Source organism: Kribbella flavida DSM 17836, assembly GCF_000024345.1.
Classification (GTDB): Bacteria; Actinomycetota; Actinomycetes; order Propionibacteriales; family Kribbellaceae; genus Kribbella; species Kribbella flavida.
This window is the reverse complement of record NC_013729.1, coordinates 950067-969252: the sequence shown is the minus strand read 5'-3', so window position 1 is coordinate 969252 and position 19186 is coordinate 950067. Positions and strand designations below refer to the sequence as shown.

The 19186-nt window shown below is 71.4% G+C and carries 21 protein-coding genes; 13 read left to right on the top strand and 8 right to left on the bottom strand.

Annotation, left to right across the window (positions count from 1 at the left end; genetic code table 11):
* Positions 1-5: 5 nt before the first annotated feature.
* From KFLA_RS04470 to KFLA_RS04460, 3 genes are all read right to left on the bottom strand, one after another.
* On the bottom strand, positions 6-329 hold the full coding sequence (locus KFLA_RS04470) for a hypothetical protein (RefSeq protein ID WP_012918568.1): 324 nt from the start codon (positions 327-329) through the stop codon (positions 6-8).
* 49 nt (positions 330-378) lie between these two features.
* Positions 379-984, bottom strand: coding sequence for a flavodoxin family protein (locus KFLA_RS04465; RefSeq protein ID WP_012918567.1), 606 nt, complete (start codon positions 982-984; stop codon positions 379-381).
* Positions 985-1090: 106 nt separating this feature from the next.
* Positions 1091-2104: a DNA topoisomerase IB gene (locus tag KFLA_RS04460; RefSeq protein WP_012918566.1), complete on the bottom strand. Its 1014-nt coding sequence runs from the start codon at positions 2102-2104 to the stop codon at positions 1091-1093.
* 89 nt (positions 2105-2193) lie between these two features.
* Here KFLA_RS04460 and KFLA_RS04455 point away from each other — a divergent pair, with 89 nt between their 5' ends.
* The 4 genes from KFLA_RS04455 (at position 2194) to ku (ending at position 5256) form a co-directional block, all read left to right on the top strand.
* On the top strand, positions 2194-2367 hold the full coding sequence (locus KFLA_RS04455) for a CsbD family protein (protein WP_012918565.1): 174 nt from the start codon (positions 2194-2196) through the stop codon (positions 2365-2367).
* Between the two features lie 83 nt (positions 2368-2450).
* Positions 2451-3320: an alpha/beta fold hydrolase gene (locus KFLA_RS04450; RefSeq protein WP_012918564.1), complete on the top strand. Its 870-nt coding sequence runs from the start codon at positions 2451-2453 to the stop codon at positions 3318-3320.
* Between the two features lie 10 nt (positions 3321-3330).
* Positions 3331-4209 (top strand): hypothetical protein, encoded by an 879-nt coding sequence (locus tag KFLA_RS04445; RefSeq protein WP_012918563.1) that lies wholly within the window; start codon positions 3331-3333, stop codon positions 4207-4209.
* Positions 4210-4242: 33 nt separating this feature from the next.
* Entirely contained in the window at positions 4243-5256 is a 1014-nt protein-coding gene (gene ku / locus KFLA_RS38695; RefSeq protein WP_012918562.1) for a non-homologous end joining protein Ku, read from the top strand.
* On the opposite strand, the gene KFLA_RS04435 is transcribed toward ku, so the two are convergent.
* Positions 5240-6112 carry a LysR family transcriptional regulator gene (locus KFLA_RS04435; RefSeq protein WP_012918561.1) on the bottom strand — a complete coding sequence of 291 codons (873 nt, stop codon included), beginning with the start codon at positions 6110-6112 and terminating at the stop codon, positions 5240-5242. The genes ku and KFLA_RS04435 overlap by 17 nt on opposite strands.
* Before the next feature lie 72 nt (positions 6113-6184).
* Here KFLA_RS04435 and KFLA_RS04430 point away from each other — a divergent pair, with 72 nt between their 5' ends.
* From KFLA_RS04430 to KFLA_RS04420, 3 genes are all read left to right on the top strand, one after another.
* Positions 6185-6841 (top strand): type 1 glutamine amidotransferase domain-containing protein, encoded by a 657-nt coding sequence (locus KFLA_RS04430; RefSeq protein WP_012918560.1) that lies wholly within the window; start codon positions 6185-6187, stop codon positions 6839-6841.
* A gap of 155 nt (positions 6842-6996) precedes the next feature.
* Positions 6997-7692, top strand: coding sequence for a hypothetical protein (locus KFLA_RS04425; protein ID WP_012918559.1), 696 nt, complete (start codon positions 6997-6999; stop codon positions 7690-7692).
* Positions 7693-7758: 66 nt separating this feature from the next.
* Positions 7759-8208: a GNAT family N-acetyltransferase gene (locus tag KFLA_RS04420; protein WP_012918558.1), complete on the top strand. Its 450-nt coding sequence runs from the start codon at positions 7759-7761 to the stop codon at positions 8206-8208.
* Here the strand turns inward: KFLA_RS04420 and KFLA_RS04415 are convergent.
* Entirely contained in the window at positions 8166-9482 is a 1317-nt protein-coding gene (locus tag KFLA_RS04415) for an MFS transporter (protein WP_012918557.1), read from the bottom strand. The two genes, KFLA_RS04420 and KFLA_RS04415, sit on opposite strands and share 43 nt — an antisense overlap.
* A gap of 94 nt (positions 9483-9576) precedes the next feature.
* Between KFLA_RS04415 and KFLA_RS04410 the strand changes: the two genes are divergently transcribed.
* Both KFLA_RS04410 and KFLA_RS04405 read left to right on the top strand, forming a co-directional pair.
* The gene (locus tag KFLA_RS04410) at positions 9577-10053 is read left to right on the top strand and encodes a MarR family winged helix-turn-helix transcriptional regulator (protein ID WP_012918556.1); all 477 of its coding nucleotides are present in this window, start codon (positions 9577-9579) and stop codon (positions 10051-10053) included.
* A gap of 48 nt (positions 10054-10101) precedes the next feature.
* Positions 10102-12249 carry a thiamine pyrophosphate-dependent enzyme gene (locus KFLA_RS04405; protein ID WP_012918555.1) on the top strand — a complete coding sequence of 716 codons (2148 nt, stop codon included), beginning with the start codon at positions 10102-10104 and terminating at the stop codon, positions 12247-12249.
* Between the two features lie 34 nt (positions 12250-12283).
* Here the strand turns inward: KFLA_RS04405 and KFLA_RS04400 are convergent, their stop codons facing one another.
* Entirely contained in the window at positions 12284-12772 is a 489-nt protein-coding gene (locus KFLA_RS04400; protein WP_012918554.1) for a DnaJ family domain-containing protein, read from the bottom strand.
* A gap of 141 nt (positions 12773-12913) precedes the next feature.
* On the opposite strand from KFLA_RS04400, the gene KFLA_RS37030 reads away from it, so the two are divergent.
* The 3 genes from KFLA_RS37030 to KFLA_RS04385 are packed head-to-tail and all read left to right on the top strand — an operon-like array spanning position 12914 to position 16550.
* On the top strand, positions 12914-14458 hold the full coding sequence (locus KFLA_RS37030; protein ID WP_041289780.1) for an aldehyde dehydrogenase family protein: 1545 nt from the start codon (positions 12914-12916) through the stop codon (positions 14456-14458).
* Positions 14455-15612 carry an NAD(P)/FAD-dependent oxidoreductase gene (locus KFLA_RS37025; protein ID WP_202797079.1) on the top strand — a complete coding sequence of 386 codons (1158 nt, stop codon included), beginning with the start codon at positions 14455-14457 and terminating at the stop codon, positions 15610-15612. Before KFLA_RS37030 ends, KFLA_RS37025 begins: the two co-directional genes overlap by 4 nt.
* On the top strand, positions 15612-16550 hold the full coding sequence (locus tag KFLA_RS04385; protein ID WP_012918551.1) for an ornithine cyclodeaminase family protein: 939 nt from the start codon (positions 15612-15614) through the stop codon (positions 16548-16550). The genes KFLA_RS37025 and KFLA_RS04385 overlap by 1 nt, the downstream gene beginning before the upstream one ends.
* Positions 16551-16557: 7 nt before the next feature.
* Here the strand turns inward: KFLA_RS04385 and KFLA_RS04380 are convergent, their stop codons facing one another.
* Both KFLA_RS04380 and KFLA_RS35355 read right to left on the bottom strand, forming a co-directional pair.
* Positions 16558-17127, bottom strand: a complete 570-nt coding sequence (locus KFLA_RS04380) for a dihydrofolate reductase family protein (RefSeq protein ID WP_012918550.1) — start codon at positions 17125-17127, stop codon at positions 16558-16560.
* Between the two features lie 123 nt (positions 17128-17250).
* Entirely contained in the window at positions 17251-17910 is a 660-nt protein-coding gene (locus KFLA_RS35355; RefSeq protein ID WP_012918549.1) for a hypothetical protein, read from the bottom strand.
* Positions 17911-18149: 239 nt separating this feature from the next.
* Here KFLA_RS35355 and KFLA_RS04370 point away from each other — a divergent pair, with 239 nt between their 5' ends.
* Complete coding sequence (locus KFLA_RS04370; RefSeq protein ID WP_012918548.1) at positions 18150-19139, top strand: hydroxyacid dehydrogenase; 990 nt, start codon at positions 18150-18152, stop codon at positions 19137-19139.
* Positions 19140-19186 lie beyond the last annotated feature (47 nt).

The window sequence follows — 19186 nt, the reverse complement described above, 5'->3', positions numbered from 1 at the left end:
CCTACCTACCGGCCGACGGCCTTCTCCAGCTCGGCCTTGGTCATCTTCGAGCGGCCCTTGATGTTTTTCTGCTTCGCCTCGTTGTAGAGCTGGTCGCGGGTCCGGCCCTGCGCACCGCTGTGCGACCGGAGTCCGCCGCGCCGGCTCGAGGAGATGTCGTGGGTGGAGCTGCGGCTCTTTTGCTTGGCCTCGCCGGAGCGGGCGCGCTCCTTGTTGACCGTGCGGGCTGCGATCTCCTCGGCGACCTTCTCGCTGCGGCCGCGTTCCTTCAAGCCGTCCTTGATGTGCTCGTACTGCCGTTCGCGCTTCTTGCTCGATCCTGCGGGCATGTCGTCTCCTTTCCCGTGCTCGCCCGGTACCCGACGGGTCGGTGGGCAATCAGTCGGGCGGCGCCGGCACGGGGTTCGCAGCCAGGGCGCGGGCGACCGCGACCAGGTTGCTCGCCATCGCCCGGCCGGTCCGGTGCGACCAGTCGTGACCCTCGCCGGTCTCGTTGTAGCTCGGCCCGGGCCCGGGACCCTTGTTCCAGTAGGTCCACGCCTGGCCCGGAATGGTGTAGCCGATGTCGCCCAGACCGCCGGCGATCTCCGAGATGACGTGGTGCGCGCCGTCCTCGTTGCCGGTCACCACCACGCCGGCCACCTTGTTGTACCCGACCGGGCGCCCCGCGTCGTCGGTCTCGCTGATCATCGCGTCCATCCGTTCGAGCATGCGCTGGGCGACCGACGACGGGTGCCCGACCCAGGTCGGTGTGGCGACCACCAGGATCTCGCTGTCCAGCAGCAGCTGGTGCACCTCCGGCCAGTCGTCGCCGTCGCCCTCGTCGCTGGTCACGCCGGGCTTCACGGTCAGGTCGGCCAGCCGGATCCGGGTGGTCTTGACGTCCAGCCGCTCCAGCGCGGCCACCACCACGTCGGCCAGCGAGTCGGTGTTCGACCTGGTCGGTGACGCCTTCAGCGTGCAGTTCAGCACCAAGGCCCGCATCACAGTTCCTCCGTCTCGGCATCCCCCGCTCGCCGCGCCGGTGCCCCGTCGGACCACGTTCATTCCCGCGGCGGGCACGGTCCGTCACTGCCGGTGACGGACCGCGCTACCGGGCGTCCTGGTCGAGCAACTTGTTGACCGAGCGCTCGACCTGGGCCCGCACCCCGGCGTCGTCCAGGTCGTCGCCGACCTTCTCGACCGTGCTCGCGATCGTCCGGCCACGTTCGTACTGCTCGACCACGCGCGGGTCGACGTACGAGGCGCGGGCGACAGTGGGGGTGTTGCCGAGGTGCTCGGAGACCTCCGCGAGCATCTCCTTGACCGCCTCGTTCAGCGCCTTCTTCGTCCGCGGCGGATCGGCCTGGGCCAGGTCGACCGCCGCGTGCACGGTGGCGGTCCAGGTCCGCAGGTCCTTGACCGTGTAGTCGTCGCCGACGAGCTCGTGGAAGCGCTCGTTCACCATGGTGGCGTCGATCTCGTGGTAGCCCGCGTCGTCACGGTAGACCAGCAGCCGCGGGGAGTCGTGCCGGGCCCGCTTGAGCGAGCGGACGGCCGCCACCAGCCGGTCGTCCTCCAGTTCCAGCGTGCGGCGGATCCCGCCCTTCGCGACGAAGTCGAACACCAGCCGGCCCTTGCTCACCTTGACGTCGTCGCGCAGCAGGGTGGACGCGCCCCGGCTGCCGTACTCCTCGGCGTACTGGGTGTTGCCGGTCCGGAAGACCCCGTAGTCCAGCATCCGCAGCGCCACCGCCAGCACCTTGTCGCGGCCGAACCCCTGCCGGCACAGGTCCTGGTCCACAGCCTCCCGGAAGGCCGGCAGCTTGCGGGCCAGCCGGCGGACCCGGTCGTGCTTGTCCGCGTCCTGGGAGGTACGCCAGTCGTCGTGGTACAGGTACTGGCGCCGGCCGGCCTCGTCGGTGCCGATGGCCTGGATGTGGCCGTTGGGGTACGGGCAGATCCAGACGTCCTTCCAGGCCGGCGGGATCGCCAGCGTACGGATCCGCTCGATCACGTCCGGATCGGTGATCCGTTTGCGCTCGGTGTCGAGGTAGGTGAACCCCTTGCCCCGGCGGCGCCGGGTCAGGCCGGGCTTGTCGGGAGTACTACGGCGCAGACGCATACCGGTCGGTACCCGCGTCCCATGCATGTTCGGGCCCGTGCCGGGGAACCCGGGAGGCGTCGGACTACTGATCCACAGAGGAGACACCGATGGGTATCGGAGACAAGATCAAGAACGCCGCCGAGAGCGCCAAGGGCAAGGCCAAGGAGCGCACCGGCGAAGCGACCGACAACGAAGACCTGCAGGCCGAGGGTCAGGTCGACAAGTCGAAGGCCGATCTGAAGCAGGCCGGCGAGAAGGCCAAGGACGCCTTCCGGGACTGACGTCCCCTCAGCGTTCCCCTGGGTCCCCACCAGCTGCCCGGCAGCCGGTGGGGACCCGTCATGTTCCGGGGTACCTGGCCGGCATGTTCGACAACTTCCAACTCGACCGGATCACCGTCGGCGAGGTGCCGCTGCGCGTTCGGCACGGCGGTTCCGGACCGGCCGTCGTGCTCCTGCACGGTCATCCCCGCACCCACACCACCTGGTACGCCGTGGCGCCGCGACTCGCCGCGGCCGGTTTCACCGTCGTCTGCCCTGACCTGCGTGGTTACGGACAGTCGGGCAAACCACCCACCGACGCCGACCACACGCCGTACTCGAAACGGGCGATGGCCAACGACCTCGTCGGACTGATGGACGCGCTCGGTCACGCCACCTTCAGCGTCGTCGGCCACGACCGCGGCTCGTACGTCGCCTACCGGACCGCGCTGGACCACCCGGAGCGGGTGGCCAAGCTGGTCGTGATCGACGGAGTCCCGGCGGTCGAGGCGCTGGAGCGGACCGACGCGAAGTTCGCCGCCCAGTGGTGGCACTGGTGGTTCTTCGCCCAGAGCGAGAAGCCGGCCGAGCGGGTGATCTGCGCCGATCCGGACGCCTGGTACAACGCCTGGACGTCGAACGGGCCCGACGCGCTCGGCCCGGAGAACCACGCCGACTTCCTGGCCGCGATCCGGGACCCGGCGACCGTGCACGGCATGCTCGAGGACTACCGGGCCGGGCTGGGCATCGACCGGCGGACCGACGAGCAGGACCGCGCGGCCGGGCGGCAGATCCGCTGCCCGGCGATGATGCTGTGGTCCACCCGGGACGACATGGAGGAGATCTACGGCGACCCGCTGGAGGTGTGGAAGCCGTGGTGCCCGCAGATCGTCGGGCACGGCATCGACTCGACCCACCACGTCGCCGAGAACGCACCGGCCGAGCTGGTGAAGAGCCTGGCCGAGTTCCTGTAGCGTCAGCCGGGTGGACTTCGAGGAGGCGGCGGACGCGCTGTACGCGGCGTCGGCCGCCGACTTCATTGCTACCCGCAACGAGCTGGCCAAGCAGCTGAAGGCCGACGGCGACCAGCTGGGCGCGACGCGGCTGAAGGCGCTGCGCAAGCCCACGGTCGCCGCCTGGCTGACGAACCTGGTGTCCCGGCAGCTGCCGGACGAGATCGACGACCTGCTGGCGCTCGGCGACGAGTTCCGGGAAGCCACCGCCGACCTGGACGGCGAGCGGCTGCGGGAGCTCACCCCGAAGCGGCACAAGGCGATCGACCAGCTGGTCAAGGCCGCGGGCCAGCTGGCCGACGAGCACGGGCAGAAGATCAGCGCCGACGTCGGGCAGAAGCTGCGCGAGACGCTCGACGCCGCGCTGGTCGACCCAGCGGCGGGCGACGCCGTGCAGGAAGGCCGGCTGAGCAGCGCGCTGCGGCACGTCGGGTTCGGCGTGGTCGACGAGAGCGGCGAGCCGTCGAACGTCACCCCGCTCACCGACGAGCGCCGGCAGCGCGCGGTCGACCGGCGCCGGGCCGCGAAGGCCGGCGCCGGGAAGGCCGACGAGCCGGCTGCCGATGAGGAGTCCGCGGCGGAGAGGGCCGCCCGGGAGAAGGCCGAGCGCGAGGCGGAGGAGCGCAAGGCGGCGGCGCGCGAGGAGTTCGAGGCGGCGGTCGCGGCGGCCGAGAGTGCCGAGGCGACGGTCGAGGAGCTGGACGGACAGCTGACCGCGGCGCAGGAGGCGCTGGAGCACGCCCGCGAGCAGGTACGCCGGCTGACCGCGGAGCTGGACGAGGCGAAGAAGACCGCCCGGGAGGCCCAGAAGGAGAGCCGCGAAGCGCGCAAGCGCTACAACCGGCTGTAACTGGGTACCGGTGGCAGCGGAAAGGAGCTGCTGATGGCGAGGTCGATCTGGAGCGGGTACATCAACTTCGGGCTGGTGTCGGTGCCGGTGGGGTTGTACAGCGCGACCGAGGAGCACGAGCTCGACTTCCACCAGTTCCAGCGCGGCACCTCCGACCGGATCCGGTACAAGCGGGTCAACGAGCGGACCGGCCGCGAGGTCGACTACGACAAGATCGTCAAGGGCCACGACGTCGGCGGCGGCGAGTACGTGATCGTCGAACGCGAGGAGCTGGAGGACATCGCGCCCGGCAAGTCGCGGTCGCTGGAGATCTCCACCTTCGTCGACCTGGACGAGATCGACCCGATCCACTTCCAGAAGAGCTATTACCTGGCCCCGTCCGACAGCGAGAACGCGTCGTCGTACGCGCTGCTGCGGGACGCGCTGGCCAAGAGCAACCGGGCCGGCATCGCCAGTTTCGTGATGCGCAGCAAGGAGTACCTGGCCACGATCCGGGCCGACGGCAAGGTTCTGGTGCTGGAGACGATGTACTTCGCCGACGAGATCCGCGACCCGGCCAAGGAGGTCGGCGACCTGCCGGCCAAGTCGTCGGCCGGCAAGCAGCTGAAGATGGCGGTCGACCTGATCGAGGCGATGAGCGGCGAGTGGCGGCCGCAGGACTACCAGGACAGCTACACCGAGCGGGTCAAGGACCTGGTCGAGTCCAAGCGCAAGGGCAAGGAAGTCGTCTTCACCGAGGAAGAGCCGGAGGCGACGTCGACCACCGACCTGGTGTCCGCGCTGCGGGCCAGCGTCGAGGCGGCGCGGGCCCGGCGGGCCGGTGGCGGCGGGGGCGGCACTGTCAAGAAGTCGACCCCGCAGAAGCGAACCGCCAAGAAGTCGGCCGCGAAGAAGCCCGCCGCGAAGAAGACGGCCGACAAGAAGCCGGCCAAGAAGACGACTGCGAAGAAGACGGCGACCAGGAAGACGGCGACGAAAAAGGCCACCGCCACCAAGAGCACGGCGAAGAAGAGCAGCGCGCGGAAGACGGCTAGGAAAGCCGCCTGAGCAGTTCGTCGCGCACGAGGGCGGCCGCGCTGCGGGGTCCCGCGTCCGACCGGGTCACGACGTACCCGGTGTTCAGCGGCGGCAGCTCCGGCTGTGCGAGCAGCACCAGCTCGCCCGTGGCGATCGCGTCCGCGCACAAGTACGTCGGCAGCACACTCGCCCCCGCTCCGGCGAGCACGGCCGACAACACGCCGCGCAGATCGGGTACGACGAGGTCGGGCGTGCGGGTCAGCCGAACGCCGAAGACGCTACGCCAGTACCGCCGGACGATCGGTGCCTCCTCGGCGTACGCGATCAACGGGACGGACCGCAGCGCTTCCGGCGTACGCACCGGGCCGCCGGCCGACCAGCGCGGGGCCGCGACCAGGGCGAACAGCTCGTCGTACAGGGGTGTGACGCTCAGCCCGGTCCGCCGCGGGCGGATCGAGCTGATCACCACGTCGAGGGTCCGGTTGGCCAGCCCGTCGAGCAGTTCGTCCGGCAGCCCGAAGCGAACGCGCAGCTGCAGGCCGTCGGCCAGCCGGCCGGACAGCGCGGGCAGTGCCTGGTGGCAGAGGTAGTCGGCGGGACCACCGAGGTGGACCGTGCCGGCCGGCTCGTCGAGCTCGTCGGCCACGAGTCCCTGCAGCGCGTCGACGGGTTCGGCGATCCGGCGGGCCAGCTCGTCGCCGGCGGCGGTCGCCCGGACCCCTCGCGCCTGCCGCTCGAACAGCGGACGTCCAAGGGCCGCTTCCAACGCGCGCAGTTGAGCGGTCACCGTCGGCTGCGCGAGGCCGAGGCGTTCGGCACCCGCGGTGATCGAGCCCGCACGATGCACGGCGAGAAAGCTGCGCAACAGGTCCAAAGACAGCGTCACATCAGAAATTCTATGGGTCGTGGTCGCTTCAGCTATTGGTTTTCGATGGCTCTACGGCGGCATCCTGGCGCTATGACACGCGTACTGATTGCTCTGACCAGCCACGCCGAGCTCGGGGACACCGGGCGAGCGACCGGCTTCTACGCTTCCGAGGCCGCTGAGCCGTGGGGCGTCTTCCGCGACGCCGGCTACCAGGTCGACCTGGTCTCGGTCGCCGGTGGCCGGCCGCCGGTCGACGGCCGGGACGACGCCGACCCGGTCCAGCAGCGGTTCTTCGCCGAGGCGGACCTCGAGCGGACTCCGACCGCTTCCGACCTCACCGCCGCCGACTACGACGCGATCTTCTTCGCCGGCGGACACGGCACGATGTGGGACTTCGCCGACGCGAAGGAGCTCGTCGCCCTGGCCGCCGCGATCTACGAACAGGGCGGAGTGGTCGCGGCCGTCTGCCACGGCCCGTCGGCGCTGGTCGGCGTCACGCTGAGCGACGGACGCCCGCTGGTCGAGGGCAAGAACGTGGCCGCCTTCACCAACGCCGAGGAGCACGCCGTCGGCCTGACCACCGTCGTACCGTTCCTGCTCGCGGACGCCCTGACCGCCCGCGGCGCCGTCCACCACCCCGCCGCCGACTTCACCGAGCAGGTCGTCGTGGACGGCCGCCTCGTGACCGGCCAGAATCCCGCCTCCGCTCAGCGCGCAGCCACCGAGGTCAGCAAGCTGCTCGGCTGATCCACGACCCCGTACCGCCTGCGCCTCGGCGCCCACCGGAACCGGGGTGGTACGCCGTTCGTTCTGGTCTTGTCGGCGGCCCGGGTGGAGGATGGGTGGAGCCGACCGGGGCGTCCACCGGGTGTTCCGATGCGCGAGGTCGAGTGAGCGCGGCGATGACACTTTCTCCCAGACTGCGGCGTACGGCGGTGGCGGCCGGCGCGGGGATCGGCACGGCCGGTGCCCTCACCGGGGTCCTGATGCTCGGCCCGGTGGCGGCGATGGCGCTGCTGGCGCTCGTGTTCGTGCTGGTCTGGCCGCTGGCCGCGGTGATCAAGCACCTCGCCGACGAGACGACGTACCGCTCGCCCGCGCTGGTCGGCGCGTACGCGGCGGCGGGAGTGCTCTGTCTGCCGGGCCTCGCCAGGCTGGTCGCCTGGGGTGCGGCCGGCATCGCGATCATTCTCGTCGTCGTGCTCGTCTTCGTACTGCTCGACCTGGTGCTCCCCGACGGCCGCCGTTCCCGCCGCGGTCGCCGGGGCCCGCAAGAGTTGAGCTTCCGCCTGACCGACCACCAGCTGGCGCAGGTCGGTCCGACCGACGAAGCCGACGCCATGGACGACGAGAAGCTGTTCGCCTCGCTGCGCTGCCCACTCAGCACCGAGGAGTTGTGCACCGTCTGGACGGAGACCACCGCCACCCTCGCCCAGGGCGCCGGGGCGCGCGACCGCCAGACCGTCGCCGAGGTCCGCCGGATCTGCCTCGACGAGTTCGAACGCCGTAATCCGGCCGGCTTCCAGCGCTGGATCGAGGCCGGTGCGCCGAGCGATCCCGGGACCTTCCTGCTCCCCCACCCCGGCTCCGAGAACTGAGCCCCACTCCGGCGCGGGAACCGCACCGGCTGGCACCGCCCACCCGCGATCTGATGGGATGAGGCGGTGATCAGACCACGGACCGACGCCGATCTCGTCAGCTGTGTCGTCCTGCTGCGCAACGTGCACGAGTCGGCCGGCTACCCGGTGAACTGGCCCGCCGATCCCAAGCAGTGGCTGACACCGCCGGACGCGCTGGGCTGTTGGGTCCTGAGCGCGGACGGCGAGGTCGCCGGGCACGTCGCCGTGACGGCCGTCGACGGCCGGGCGTTCGTGGAGCGGCTGTTCGTCGATCCCCAGCAGGGCGGGCGAGGGCTCGGTCGGCAACTGCTCGACCATGCGGTCGAGGTGGCCGCGGCCGGGAAGCTCCCGCTGGAGCTGGAGGTGGCCGACAACTGCGAGGCGGCGATCCGGCTGTACGGCCGAGCGGGCTGGAAGGAGCTCGGCCGTACGCCGATCGACTGGGGCGGGGATCAGGCGTCGGCGGTGATCAGGTTCTCCGCGCCGTCCTCCTGATCGAGCGGGTTCGCCAGCTCGTCGGAGCGCATCCGCCCGAACCAGATCACCAGGAACGACACCAGCGCCGGCCCGACGCCGGCGACGACGAACACCGCGGTCACCCCGAACAGCGATCCCGCCGGACCGGCCAGCGCCATCGACACCGGCATCAGCAGCAGCGAGACGAAGAAGTCCAGGCTGGCGATCCGTCCTCGCAGGTGGTCCGGCACTCGGCGCTGCAGCAGCGTGCCCCAGATCACCATCGCGGCCGAGCCGGTCGCGCCGACGATCGCTGCACCGGCCGCCATCAGCCACAGGTCCTCGGCGAACCCGAGCACCACGAACGGCACCGAGCCCAAGCCCCACATCAACGTCATCACGGTCAGGTACCGCCGGGGCAGTTTGCGCGATGAGATCAGCAGCGCGCCGACCGCCCCGCCGATGCCGAACGCAGCCATCACCAGCCCGAACTCCCTCGCGTCCCCGCCCAGCTGGTCGCGGATCGCGAACGGCAGCAGCACCTCCAACGGCCCGAGGATCAGCAGCACGAACACCGTGCCGAACAGCAACGACGCCAGCAACCACCGGGTACGCCGTACGTAGCTCCAGCCCTCGACCAGATCCCGGCCCATCGCCCTGATCCCGCTCGGCGCGGCCTCGGCGTCGTCGTCGGGCTGCGCCGGTCCGGCGGGCTCGTGGCGCAGGTTCATCGCCAGCACGCAGGCCGCCGAGAACAGGTAGGTCAGCCCGGCCACCAGGATCGCGACCCCCGGCGAGATCGCGGCGATCACCAAGCCACCGATCACCGGACCGGTCGCCTGCTGCGCGAGCGGCCGCAGCGTGCCCTCCAGCCCGTTGGCCGCCAGCAGCTCGTCCGGCGGCAGCAGCCGCGGCACCAGCGCCGTGTACGCCGGGATCAGGAACGCCTCGCCGGCGCCGATGATCACCGCTCCGGCAGCCAGGTGCCAGATCTCCAGCAACCCGCCCAGCGCGAGCCCGGCGACCACGAGCAGCACCACGCCTCGCACAACGTCCGCGGTGACGATCACCGTGCGCTGGGGCAACCGGTCGGCCGCGATCCCGCCGAACAGCACGCAGACCACCAGACCGATGCTGTACGCCGTCGTGACGACCGAGAGCTGGACCGGCCCTCCGCCCAGCTCGATCACCTGCCAGGCCAGCGCGACCAGCCAGAGTCCGCTGCCGAGCAGAGCGACCGCGAGCCCGGTCCACAGCAGCCGGTAGTCCCGGTGCCGTAGCGGCCGGACGGCTTTCCAACGGACCTCGCTCACGATGCACCCCTCAAGAGTTGACACACAAACCGTCAGTGCAGCGTACTCGGATCAACCGTTCACTTGTCAACCGTTTACCCGTATACTCCAGGGCATGGCACCTCGACGGTCGAGCGCGGAGCAGGTGGCGGCGTGGCGGGGGCTCTACCGCGCCGACACCCTGCTCTTCACGCATCTGGACAACACTCTGCGCACCGCGGCCAAGATGAGCTACTTCGAGCACGAGGTCCTGCGCGCGCTCGACGCGGCCGGCGGCAAGCTCCGGATGGCGCCGTTGGCGGAGGCTCTGATGATCTCGCGCAGTGGCGCCACCCGGCTGGTGTCCAAGCTGGAGGACAAGGACGGCTGGGTGGTCCGGACCACGTCACCGGCCGACCGCCGGGCCACCTGGGCCGAGCTCACGCCGGCCGGCCGGACGGCGCTGAGAACCGCCGAACCGGTGGTCGATGCGGTGGTGGCGACGTTCTTCGCGGATCATGTTCCAGGTGAGGAGCTTGCACGGGCGACCCGGATCCTGGACCGGCTGGCCGACGCGAACCCCAACGGCGACGGCTTCGACTGCGGCCTCTGACCGATCCGGCCGCGTGCCGGCGCCCGGTGCCGCCGAGGAGGTGGCGCGATGAGCCAGGTCGACGCGTTGTTCGCCGAGCGCGTGCACGCGCTCGAGCCCGTCCATCACGACCTGTCCGCCGACCTGGTCAGCGACCTGTACGACGCCCAGCTCGGCAGCCGGCACGTCGATCTGGCCGCCCGGTGGTTGCAGTCGCAGGGCCACGGCTTCTACACGATCGGCTCCTCCGGCCACGAGGGCAACGCCGCGGTCGCCGCCGCGCTGCGGCCGACCGACCCGGCGTTGCTGCACTACCGCTCCGGCGCGTTCTACCTGGCCCGGGCCGCCCAGCACGGCGCCGCGGCCGCCCCCGCGGACGACGCGGCCGGGCGTCGGCGAGGACATCGCGACGGCCTGCGGGACATCCTGCTCGGGGTCGCCGCGGCGGCCAGCGAACCGATCGCCGGCGGCCGGCACAAGGTGTTCGGCCGGCACGACCTGGCGGTCATCCCGCAGACCTCGACGATCGCGTCGCACCTGCCGCGGGCGATGGGCGTGGCGTTCTCGATCGCCCGGGCCGGCAAGCTCGGCGTACCGTCGCCGTGGCCCGCGGACGCGGTCGTGGTGACCAGCTTCGGCGACGCCTCGGCCAACCACTCGACCGCGACCGGGGCGATCAACGCGGCCCTGCACGCGTCGTACCAGGGCATCCCGATGCCGTTGCTGCTGGTCTGCGAGGACAACGGGATCGGGATCAGCGTGCGTACCCCGGACGGCTGGATCAAGCAGGCCTACGGGCAACGGCCGGGCCTGCGGTACTTCGATGCCGACGGCACCGATCTGGCCGCCACGCTGGCGATGGCGACCGAGGCGGCCACGTTCGTCCGGCGGAACCGGCGGCCGGCCTTCCTGCGGCTGCGGACCGTTCGGCTGCTCGGGCACGCGGGCTCCGACGTCGAGACGGCGTACCGGACGCCGGCCGAGCTGCTCGCCGACGAGGAGCTCGACCCACTGCTCGGCACCGCCCGGCTCCTGCTGGCCAAGGGCTGCTCGGCGGACGAGATCGTCGACCGGTACGAGGCGAAGCGGGCGGAGGTGATGGCGATCGCCCGGGAGGTCGCCGGGCTGCCGCAACTCACCTCGGCCGAAGCGGTCGCGGCGCCGCTGCGGCTGGCCGAGGTCGCCGAGCACAGCCTGCCGGAGCGAACCATCGGCCACCCGGAGCCACTGACGCTCGGCCAGGCGATCAACCGCGCGCTGGCCGACGTGCTCGCGGCGTACCCGGAGTCGATCGTGTTCGGCGAGGACGTCGGCCGCAAAGGTGGCGTGTACGGCGTGACGCGCGGACTGCAGAAGGCGTTCGGGCCGGCCCGCGTGTTCGACACGTTGCTGGACGAGCAGTCGATCCTCGGGCTCGGACTCGGTGCCGGGGTGTCCGGGCTGCTGCCGCTGCCGGAGGTCCAGTACCTGGCCTACCTGCACAACGCCGAGGACCAGCTGCGCGGCGAGGCGGCGTCACTGAAGTTCTTCTCGCAGGGGCAGTATCGCAACCCGATGGTGCTGCGGATCGCCGGCTACGGCTACCAGAAGGGGTTCGGCGGTCACTTCCACAACGACGACGCGATCGGGGTGCTGCGGGACATCCCGGGCATCGTGATCGCGTCGCCGTCCCGGCCGGACGACGCGGCCGCCATGCTGCACACCTGCGCGGCGGCGGCCCGCGGCGACGGCGCCGTCTGCGTGTTCCTGGAGCCGATCGCGCTCTACCACCGGCGCGACCTGTACGCCGAGGGCGACGACGGCTGGCTGGCGGCGTACGGGGCCGAGCACGTACCGATCGGGCGCGGCCGCACGTACGGCGACGGGGACCGGCTGACGCTGGTGACGTTCGGCAACGGGGTACCGATGAGCCTGCGGGTGGCCGCGCGGCTGCCCGGCGTACGGGTGCTCGACCTGCGTTGGCTCGCGCCGCTGCCGGTCGAGGACCTGCTCCGCGAGGCCGAGGCCACCGGGCGCGTCCTGGTCGCGGACGAAACCCGACGCTCGGGCGGCGTCTCCGAAGGCGTGCTGGCCGCCCTCGTCGACGCCGGCTTCACCGGCCGGATGGCGCGGGTGACCAGCGAGGACACCTTCGTCCCGTTGGGAGCGGCGGCGCATCACGTGCTGCTGGGCGAGCCTGCCATCGAGGCGGCGGCCCAGCGCCTGCTGGCCGGCTGACCGCCGGGAATGGCGCCCACAGTGCTGCGGCGCGTCAGCTGAAGAGCCGCTGCCAGACCGACTTGCGGCGGCGACGCGAGTGCTCCTGGTGCCCGGCCCGGGACTGTCCCGGAGGCGGTGCCGGGCGGTCCCGGTGCCACTGCTCGACGACGGCTTCGGTGTCCACGAAACCGACCGGGATCACCGCCCCGGTGGCGTCCCGGATCTGGATCCGGATCCGCTCGTTGAGGTCGGCCAGGTAGTCGCGGACCTCGGTCTCGGTGCGCATCCGGGCGACCTTCTCGGCCACCTGCGCCTTCTCCTTGCGCAGCTGGACCGACGGCGGCAGCAGGACGTCGGCCTCGATCTTCTCCCGGCGCAGGAAGTCCTTCACCCACCAGTCGGGATCGTGCGCGTCGGCCAGCTTCGGGATCGGCTTGCCCTCACCGGACAGGTTCTCGAACTCGCCGCGCTGCTGGGCCTGCCGGATCTGCAGCTCGACCCAGTCCTGGGTCGACATCCCGGGCGGCTTCCGCTCGGTCATGGGGCCTCCCGCGTCTCGGGGTCGCTGTTCGCCCGGGACCTAGCCCCGGCACCCCTACTGAACCATATTGTGAACGCCTTCACAAGGTACTCGCATGAGACGCTGGTCGGCACCGAGATCCGCCAGCGAGAGGACCCACCCGTGTCGTCTGCCATCCTGTCCGTCGTCGCCGGCGAACGCGTCCCTGGCCCGGCCCGCAGCACCGCGTCCACCAACCCGGCGAACACCGCCGACGTGGTCGGTGAGATCGGCCTGGCCGGTCCGGAGGTGCTCGTCCAGGCAGCCCGGGTCGCGCGGGAGGCGCAGCTCGGATGGTCCGCGCTGCCGGCTCCGCAGCGCGGCCAGGTGATCGCGAACGTCGGCCGGCTGATGACCGCGAACAAGGCCCGGCTGGCCGCGCTGGTCACCCGCGAGATCGGCAAGCCGCTCGCGGAGGCGCTCGGCGAGGTGCAGGAGATCATCGACACCTGCGACTTCTTTCTCGGCGAGGGCCGCCGGCTGTACGGCCAGACCGTGCCCTCGGAGATGCCGGACAAGCAGCTGTTCACGTTCCGCCGCCCGGTCGGCACCGTCGTGGTCATCTCGGCCGGCAACTTCCCGGTCGCCGTCCCGTCCTGGTACATCGTGCCGGCCCTGCTCTGCGGCAACACCGTGGTCTGGAAGCCGGCCACGTACTCCGCGGTGGTGTCCGACGCGTTCTACCAGCTCTTCGCCCACGCCGGCGTCCCGGCCGGGGTGCTGAACGTCGTGCACGCCGACGGGCCGGACACCTTCACCGGCCTGGAGCAGGCCCTGCAGGCCGGCCTGGTCGACAAGGTCGGCTTCACCGGGTCGTCCGAGGTCGGCCGCCGGATCGGCGAGCTGTGCGGCCGGCACCTGCAGTCCCCGTGCCTCGAGCTCGGCGGCAAGAACCCGATGGTGGTGACCGAGAACGCCGACCTGGAGCTCGCGGTCGAAGGTGCCCTGTTCTCCGGGTTCGGAACGGCCGGTCAGCGGTGCACGTCGCTCGGCACGGTGATCGTGCAGGAGTCGGTGCACGCCGACTTCGTCGAGCTGTTCGGGGCGGCGGTCGCGGCGGCGCGCATGGGCGACCCGACCCAGGACGTGCTGTTCGGCCCGTTGCTGGACGAGAAGTTCGCGGCCGGCTTCGAGAAGTCGCTCGGCTGGATCGCCGGCCACCACCGGGTGATCGGCAGCACCGGCCGGGTCACCGCGGACAATCCGCGTTCCGGCTTCGTCGGGGACCCGGCCGCCGGACTGTTCTACCACCCGGTGATCGTGGCCGGCGTGCGGCCCGACGACGAGCTGTTCCTGCACGAGACGTTCGGGCCGGTGGTCGGCGTCACGACGTACTCGACGCTCGACGAGGCCATTGCTCTCGGCAACAAGCCGGGGTACGGCCTGTCCAGCTCGATCTACACCACCGACCCGCGGCAGGCGTTCCAGTTCGCGCAGGGCATCTCGGCGGGCATGGTGAGCGTGAACAACTCGACCTCCGGCGCCGAGGCGCACCTGCCGTTCGGCGGCAACGGCAAGTCGGGCAACGGTTCGCGGCAGAGCGGGATCTGGGTGCTGGACCAGTTCACCCGTTGGCAGTCGCTGAACTGGGACTACTCCGGCAAGCTGCAGAAGGCGCAGCTGGATACGGCGACGGTCGAGGCCGATTTCGACTTCCGGCTGCCTTGAGCCGGGCGTTGCCCGACGCCGCCGACGTGGTGATCGTCGGCGGCGGGGTGATCGGCACCAGCATTGCGTTCCACCTGGCCGAGGCGGGCGTGCAGCGGGTACTGCTGCTGGAGAAGGACAGCCTCGGCGCCGGCTCGACGTCGAAGGCGGCCGGCGGGGTCCGGGCGAACTTCTCCGACGAGGTGAACGTGGCGCTCGGCGCTCGCAGCCTGGCGGCGTTCGCGGACTTCGGCGTACGGCCGGGGCAGGAGATCGACCTGCACCGGGTCGGCTACCTCTTCCTGCTGTCCACCGACGAGCAGGTCGCGGCCTTCGAGCAGAGCACCCGGGTGCAGAACGAGCTGGGCGGTCCGACCCGGATGATCTCCGTCGACGAGGCCGTCGCCCTCGCTCCGCTGATCTCCCCGGACGGCCTGGTCGCTGCCTGCTTCTCGCCGGACGCCGGGCACTGTACGCCGGAGTCGGTGGTGCTGGGCTACGCGACCGCGGCCCGGCGACTCGGCGCCCAGCTGGTCACCGGCTGCGCGGTCACCGACATCGATGTCGAAGGCAACGAGATTCGCAGGCTCCGGACCAGCCGCGGAACGGTCCGGACCCGGTCGGTGATCTGCGCGGCCGGCGCGTGGTCCGCCCAGCTCGGCGCGTACGCCGGTGTCGACCTGCCGGTGGTCCCGCTGCGGCGGCAGATCGTCGTCACCGCGGGGATCCCGGGGCTGCCGGACAACCTCCCGATGACGATCGACTTCACCAGCACCTTCTACTTCCACCGCGAAGGACCTGGCCTGCTGGTCGGCATGTCCGATCCCTCGGAGCAGCCGGGCTTCCACCTCGACCGTACCGAGGCCTGGCTGCCCGGGCTGACGGCGGCGATGCAGCATCGCGCGCCGAGCCTGCTCGACGTCGGCCTGACCGGCGGCTGGGCCGGCCTCTACGAGATGACACCCGACCACAACGCGCTGATCGGCGAGGACGAGGACGTCAGCCGTTTCCTCTACGCCACCGGCTTCTCCGGCCACGGCTTCCTGCAAGGCCCAGCCGTCGGCGAGGTCGTCCGCGACCTGTACCTGCGGCGCACCCCCGTCGTCGACGTGTCCCCCCTGCACGCCGACCGCTTCCGCACTGCCACCCCCCGAACAGAATTCAACGTGGTCTGATGACTCTGCTGCTCACCCGCTCCGACATTGTCGGCCTGCTCGACGTTCCCGCCGTCCTGCGAACGATGCGCGCGGGGTTCGGCGCGATCCAGGAGGTGGAGCCGCAGCGAATCCGGACCGACCTCGCCGGGCCGGGCACGGCGACGGCCTTGCTTCCCGGCAGCATCCCGGGGATTCCGGCGTACACCGTGAAGGTGAATGCCAAGTTCCCGGCCGCCACGCCGGCGCTGCGCGGCGTGGTGTGCCTGCACGACCTGACCGACGGGACCTTGCTCGCGGTGCTCGACTCCGCCACGATCACCGCGTGGCGCACCGGACTCGCCGCGGCGCTGGCGACCGACGTACTGGCTGCACCCGGGGCTCGCACGCTCGGGGTGATCGGCACCGGCGCCCAAGCGGCGATGGTCGTGCGCGGTTTGACCAGCTTGCGGCCGATCGAGCAGCTGGTCGGGTACGACGTCGATCGCCCGCGGGCGCAGGACTTTCTCGCTGCGCAAGGCATCGCCGGCTCGGTGGCCGACGGACCGAGCGACGTCGCGGCGCGGGCCGAGATCGTCGCCCTGGCCACCTGGTCGCGCGAACCCCTGCTCACCGCGGCCGACGTACGGCCGGGGCGGCACTTCACGACGCTCGGCGCCGACGAGCCGGGCAAGGTCGAGCTCGGCGCCGATCTGCTCGGTGGCGCGCGCGTGGTCGTCGACGATGCCCGGCTCGCGGTCGCGATGGGTGCCGTGGGCAACGTTGGGCTCGGCGCGGGCGCGATCGCCGCGACGCTGGGCGAGGTGCTGACCGGAGCCCGCGCCGGTCGGCAGTCGGCCGGGCAGGTGACGGTCTACGCGCCGGTCGGTCTGCCCTGGCAGGACCTGGCGATCAGCTGGCCGGTCTATCAGGCGGCCCGCGCGACCGGCGTCGGCCGGACGATCGACTTCCTCAGCTGACCAGTGGTCAGCTGGGCGCCTGGTCGTCGCCGACGCGGTAGTCGAGCAGGACCAGGCGGTCGTCGAGCACGGTCGTCCCGGCGAGGCTGAGCCGCAGGTCGGGCAGGTCGGCGAACACCGGCCCTTCACCGGCCGTACCGTGAATGGTCGGGAACACCATCACCCGGAGCCGGTCGACAAGGCCCTGCCGGAAGAGGCTGCGAATCAGGGAGGCGCTGCCGATCGTGCGCATCGGCAGGCCGTCGTCGAGCTGCTTCAGCGCTGGGACGGCGGTCTCGATCGGCTCGTCGACGATCGTCGTGTTCGCCCAGGTCAACGGCGGTCGCAGAGTCGAGGAGAAGACGATCTTCGGCAGCTCGGCCATCCGGGGGAACGACGGGTCGTCGCCGTCCGCGACGATCTCGGCCAGCTGCCGGTACGTCGTCGCGCCCATCAGCATCACGTGGTCCGTCGCCAACTGCTCGTCCACCCAGCCGGACAACTCCGGCCCGCCGTACCCCCAGTACGGCGCGGACTGCGGACCTCCTCCGCCGAAGCCGTCCACGGTGCTGAACAGATCGACCGTCAACTCACGCATGGTTCCTCCCCGGTGAGATGCCGCCGACAACCTCACTCAGCGCGTCCACCGGCTTTCTCGGCACCTGGTCTCTGTGGTCGAGCGTGGTGGCGTGACCGAGGGACTGTCAACCGCCGGGGGCGATCACGGGCGGCGCGGGCCCTCGGGATCGTTCGGGTCCTGGGGCCAGTTGTCCGGGTCGCACCAGTCCGGGTCCCAGCCGCGGACCCGGCAGTACTCCCGGAGGATCTCCTCGCGGGTCGGCGGGGTGCTGGTGGTGGTGCGCGGCGGGCGCGGGGGCGTGCTGACGGTCTTCGTCGGGGTCGGCGTCGGGGCGCGCTCCTCGGTGCGCTCCGGACGGCGGGTGGTCCGTCGTTCGGTCGGCTTCTCGGTCGGCTTCAGCGTCGTCCGCCGCACCGGCGGCGGGGTGGTCTTGCGCACCGGCGGCGGGGTCCGAGCGGGAGTCAGGGAGGGCGAGGGCGAGGGGGACTGGCTGCGGTCGTCGACGACCGGGATCGCCTGCGTCTGCGGCGGTTCGACGTCGAACACGCCGGCCGCCGTCATGCCCCACAGCGCGGCCGCCACCAGCAGCACGGCTCCACCGGCGCCGCCGAGCACCACCCGCCGCGACGGTCCGCCGTACAGCCCGACCGGTCCGCGCACCGGGTTTCCCTTGCCGTCGACCCAGAACTTCCAGTCCTCCGGCGCGGCCGGCCAGGACGGATCGGGCCGCCACGTCTTCGGCGGCATCCAGCTCCGCCGCGGCGGCGTCGGCCAGTTCGGCGGTACCACGAACCGCTTCACGCAACCTCCACCTCGCCGACGGAACCCGACCCAGGCTAATGGATCCACCCCACCCAACGACCCACCTACCCGAAAAGCTACTTCCCCCGTCAGCAATCCAGCAGCTGTGCCTTTGCCCCCGCGCCCGCAGTACGTGGCTCGCCGGGGTCAGAGGCGGGGGTGTCTCGGACTACCATCCAGTGGCAAGCGCTTGCCGGATGAGGGCTGATGCCCATGCAGCTGGACCAGGAGGTGTCGTGATGCTCAACGGCCTGTACGTGATGGACCTGGCCCGGTTCCCGGACGTGTACGGCGACGAAGAACGCGCGGCGATCGAGCAGCAGCTGCAGATCACCGCTCCCCCATTGGCCCCGGCCGAGCTCACCCCCGCGTTGCTCGCCGACGTCGACGTACTGGTCACGGCGTGGGGCGGTCCGCAGCTCACCGCCGAACTGCTGGCGTTCGCGTCCCGCCTGCAGCTGGTCCTGTACGGCGCCGGCTCGGTGCGGTCGATCGTGACGCCGGAGTCCTGGGCCCGCGGCATCCGGGTGACCACCGCCAACGAGGTGATCGCGGCGTCGGTCGCGGAGTTCACCCTGGCGCAGGTGCTCTACGCGCTCAAGCACGGCTGGCGGTACGTGCTCGGCAGCCGCGCACGGCACGAGTCGTTGCCTAGAGCATCCAACGAACCCGGCGCCGACGGCTCGGTCGTCGGCCTGATGTCGCTCGGCGCGACCGGCCGCGCGACGGCCCGCCTGCTCGGCCGGCACGAGCTGACCCTGCAGGCCTACGACCCGTACGTCGATCCGGCGGTCGCGGCCGACCTGGGTGTTCGGCTGGTCTCGCTGGAGGAGCTGTTCGCCACCTCGGACGTGGTCAGCCTGCACGCCCCTGTTCTGCCCGACACCCGCAAGGTGGTCAGCGCCGAACTGCTCGGCTCGATGAAGCACGACGCCACGCTGATCAACACCGCCCGCGGCGCGCTGATCGACGAGGACGCGCTGGTGTCCGTCCTGCAGGAACGCCTCGACCTCTTCGCCGTTCTCGACGTCACCGACCCCGAACCGCCCCTGCCCGGATCGCCGCTCTTCAGCCTGCCGAACGCGGTGGTGACGCCTCACCTGGCCGGCACCCTGAACACCGAACGCCGGCGGCAAGGCCGGTTGATGGCCGAGGAACTCGCGCGATTCCTCGCCGGGGAACCCCTGCAGCACGAAGTCTTCGAGTCCACCCAGGCCCGGTCGGCATGACGACCACCCTCGTCATGAGTCCGCCCCAGCGCGGCTGAGCGCGCAGC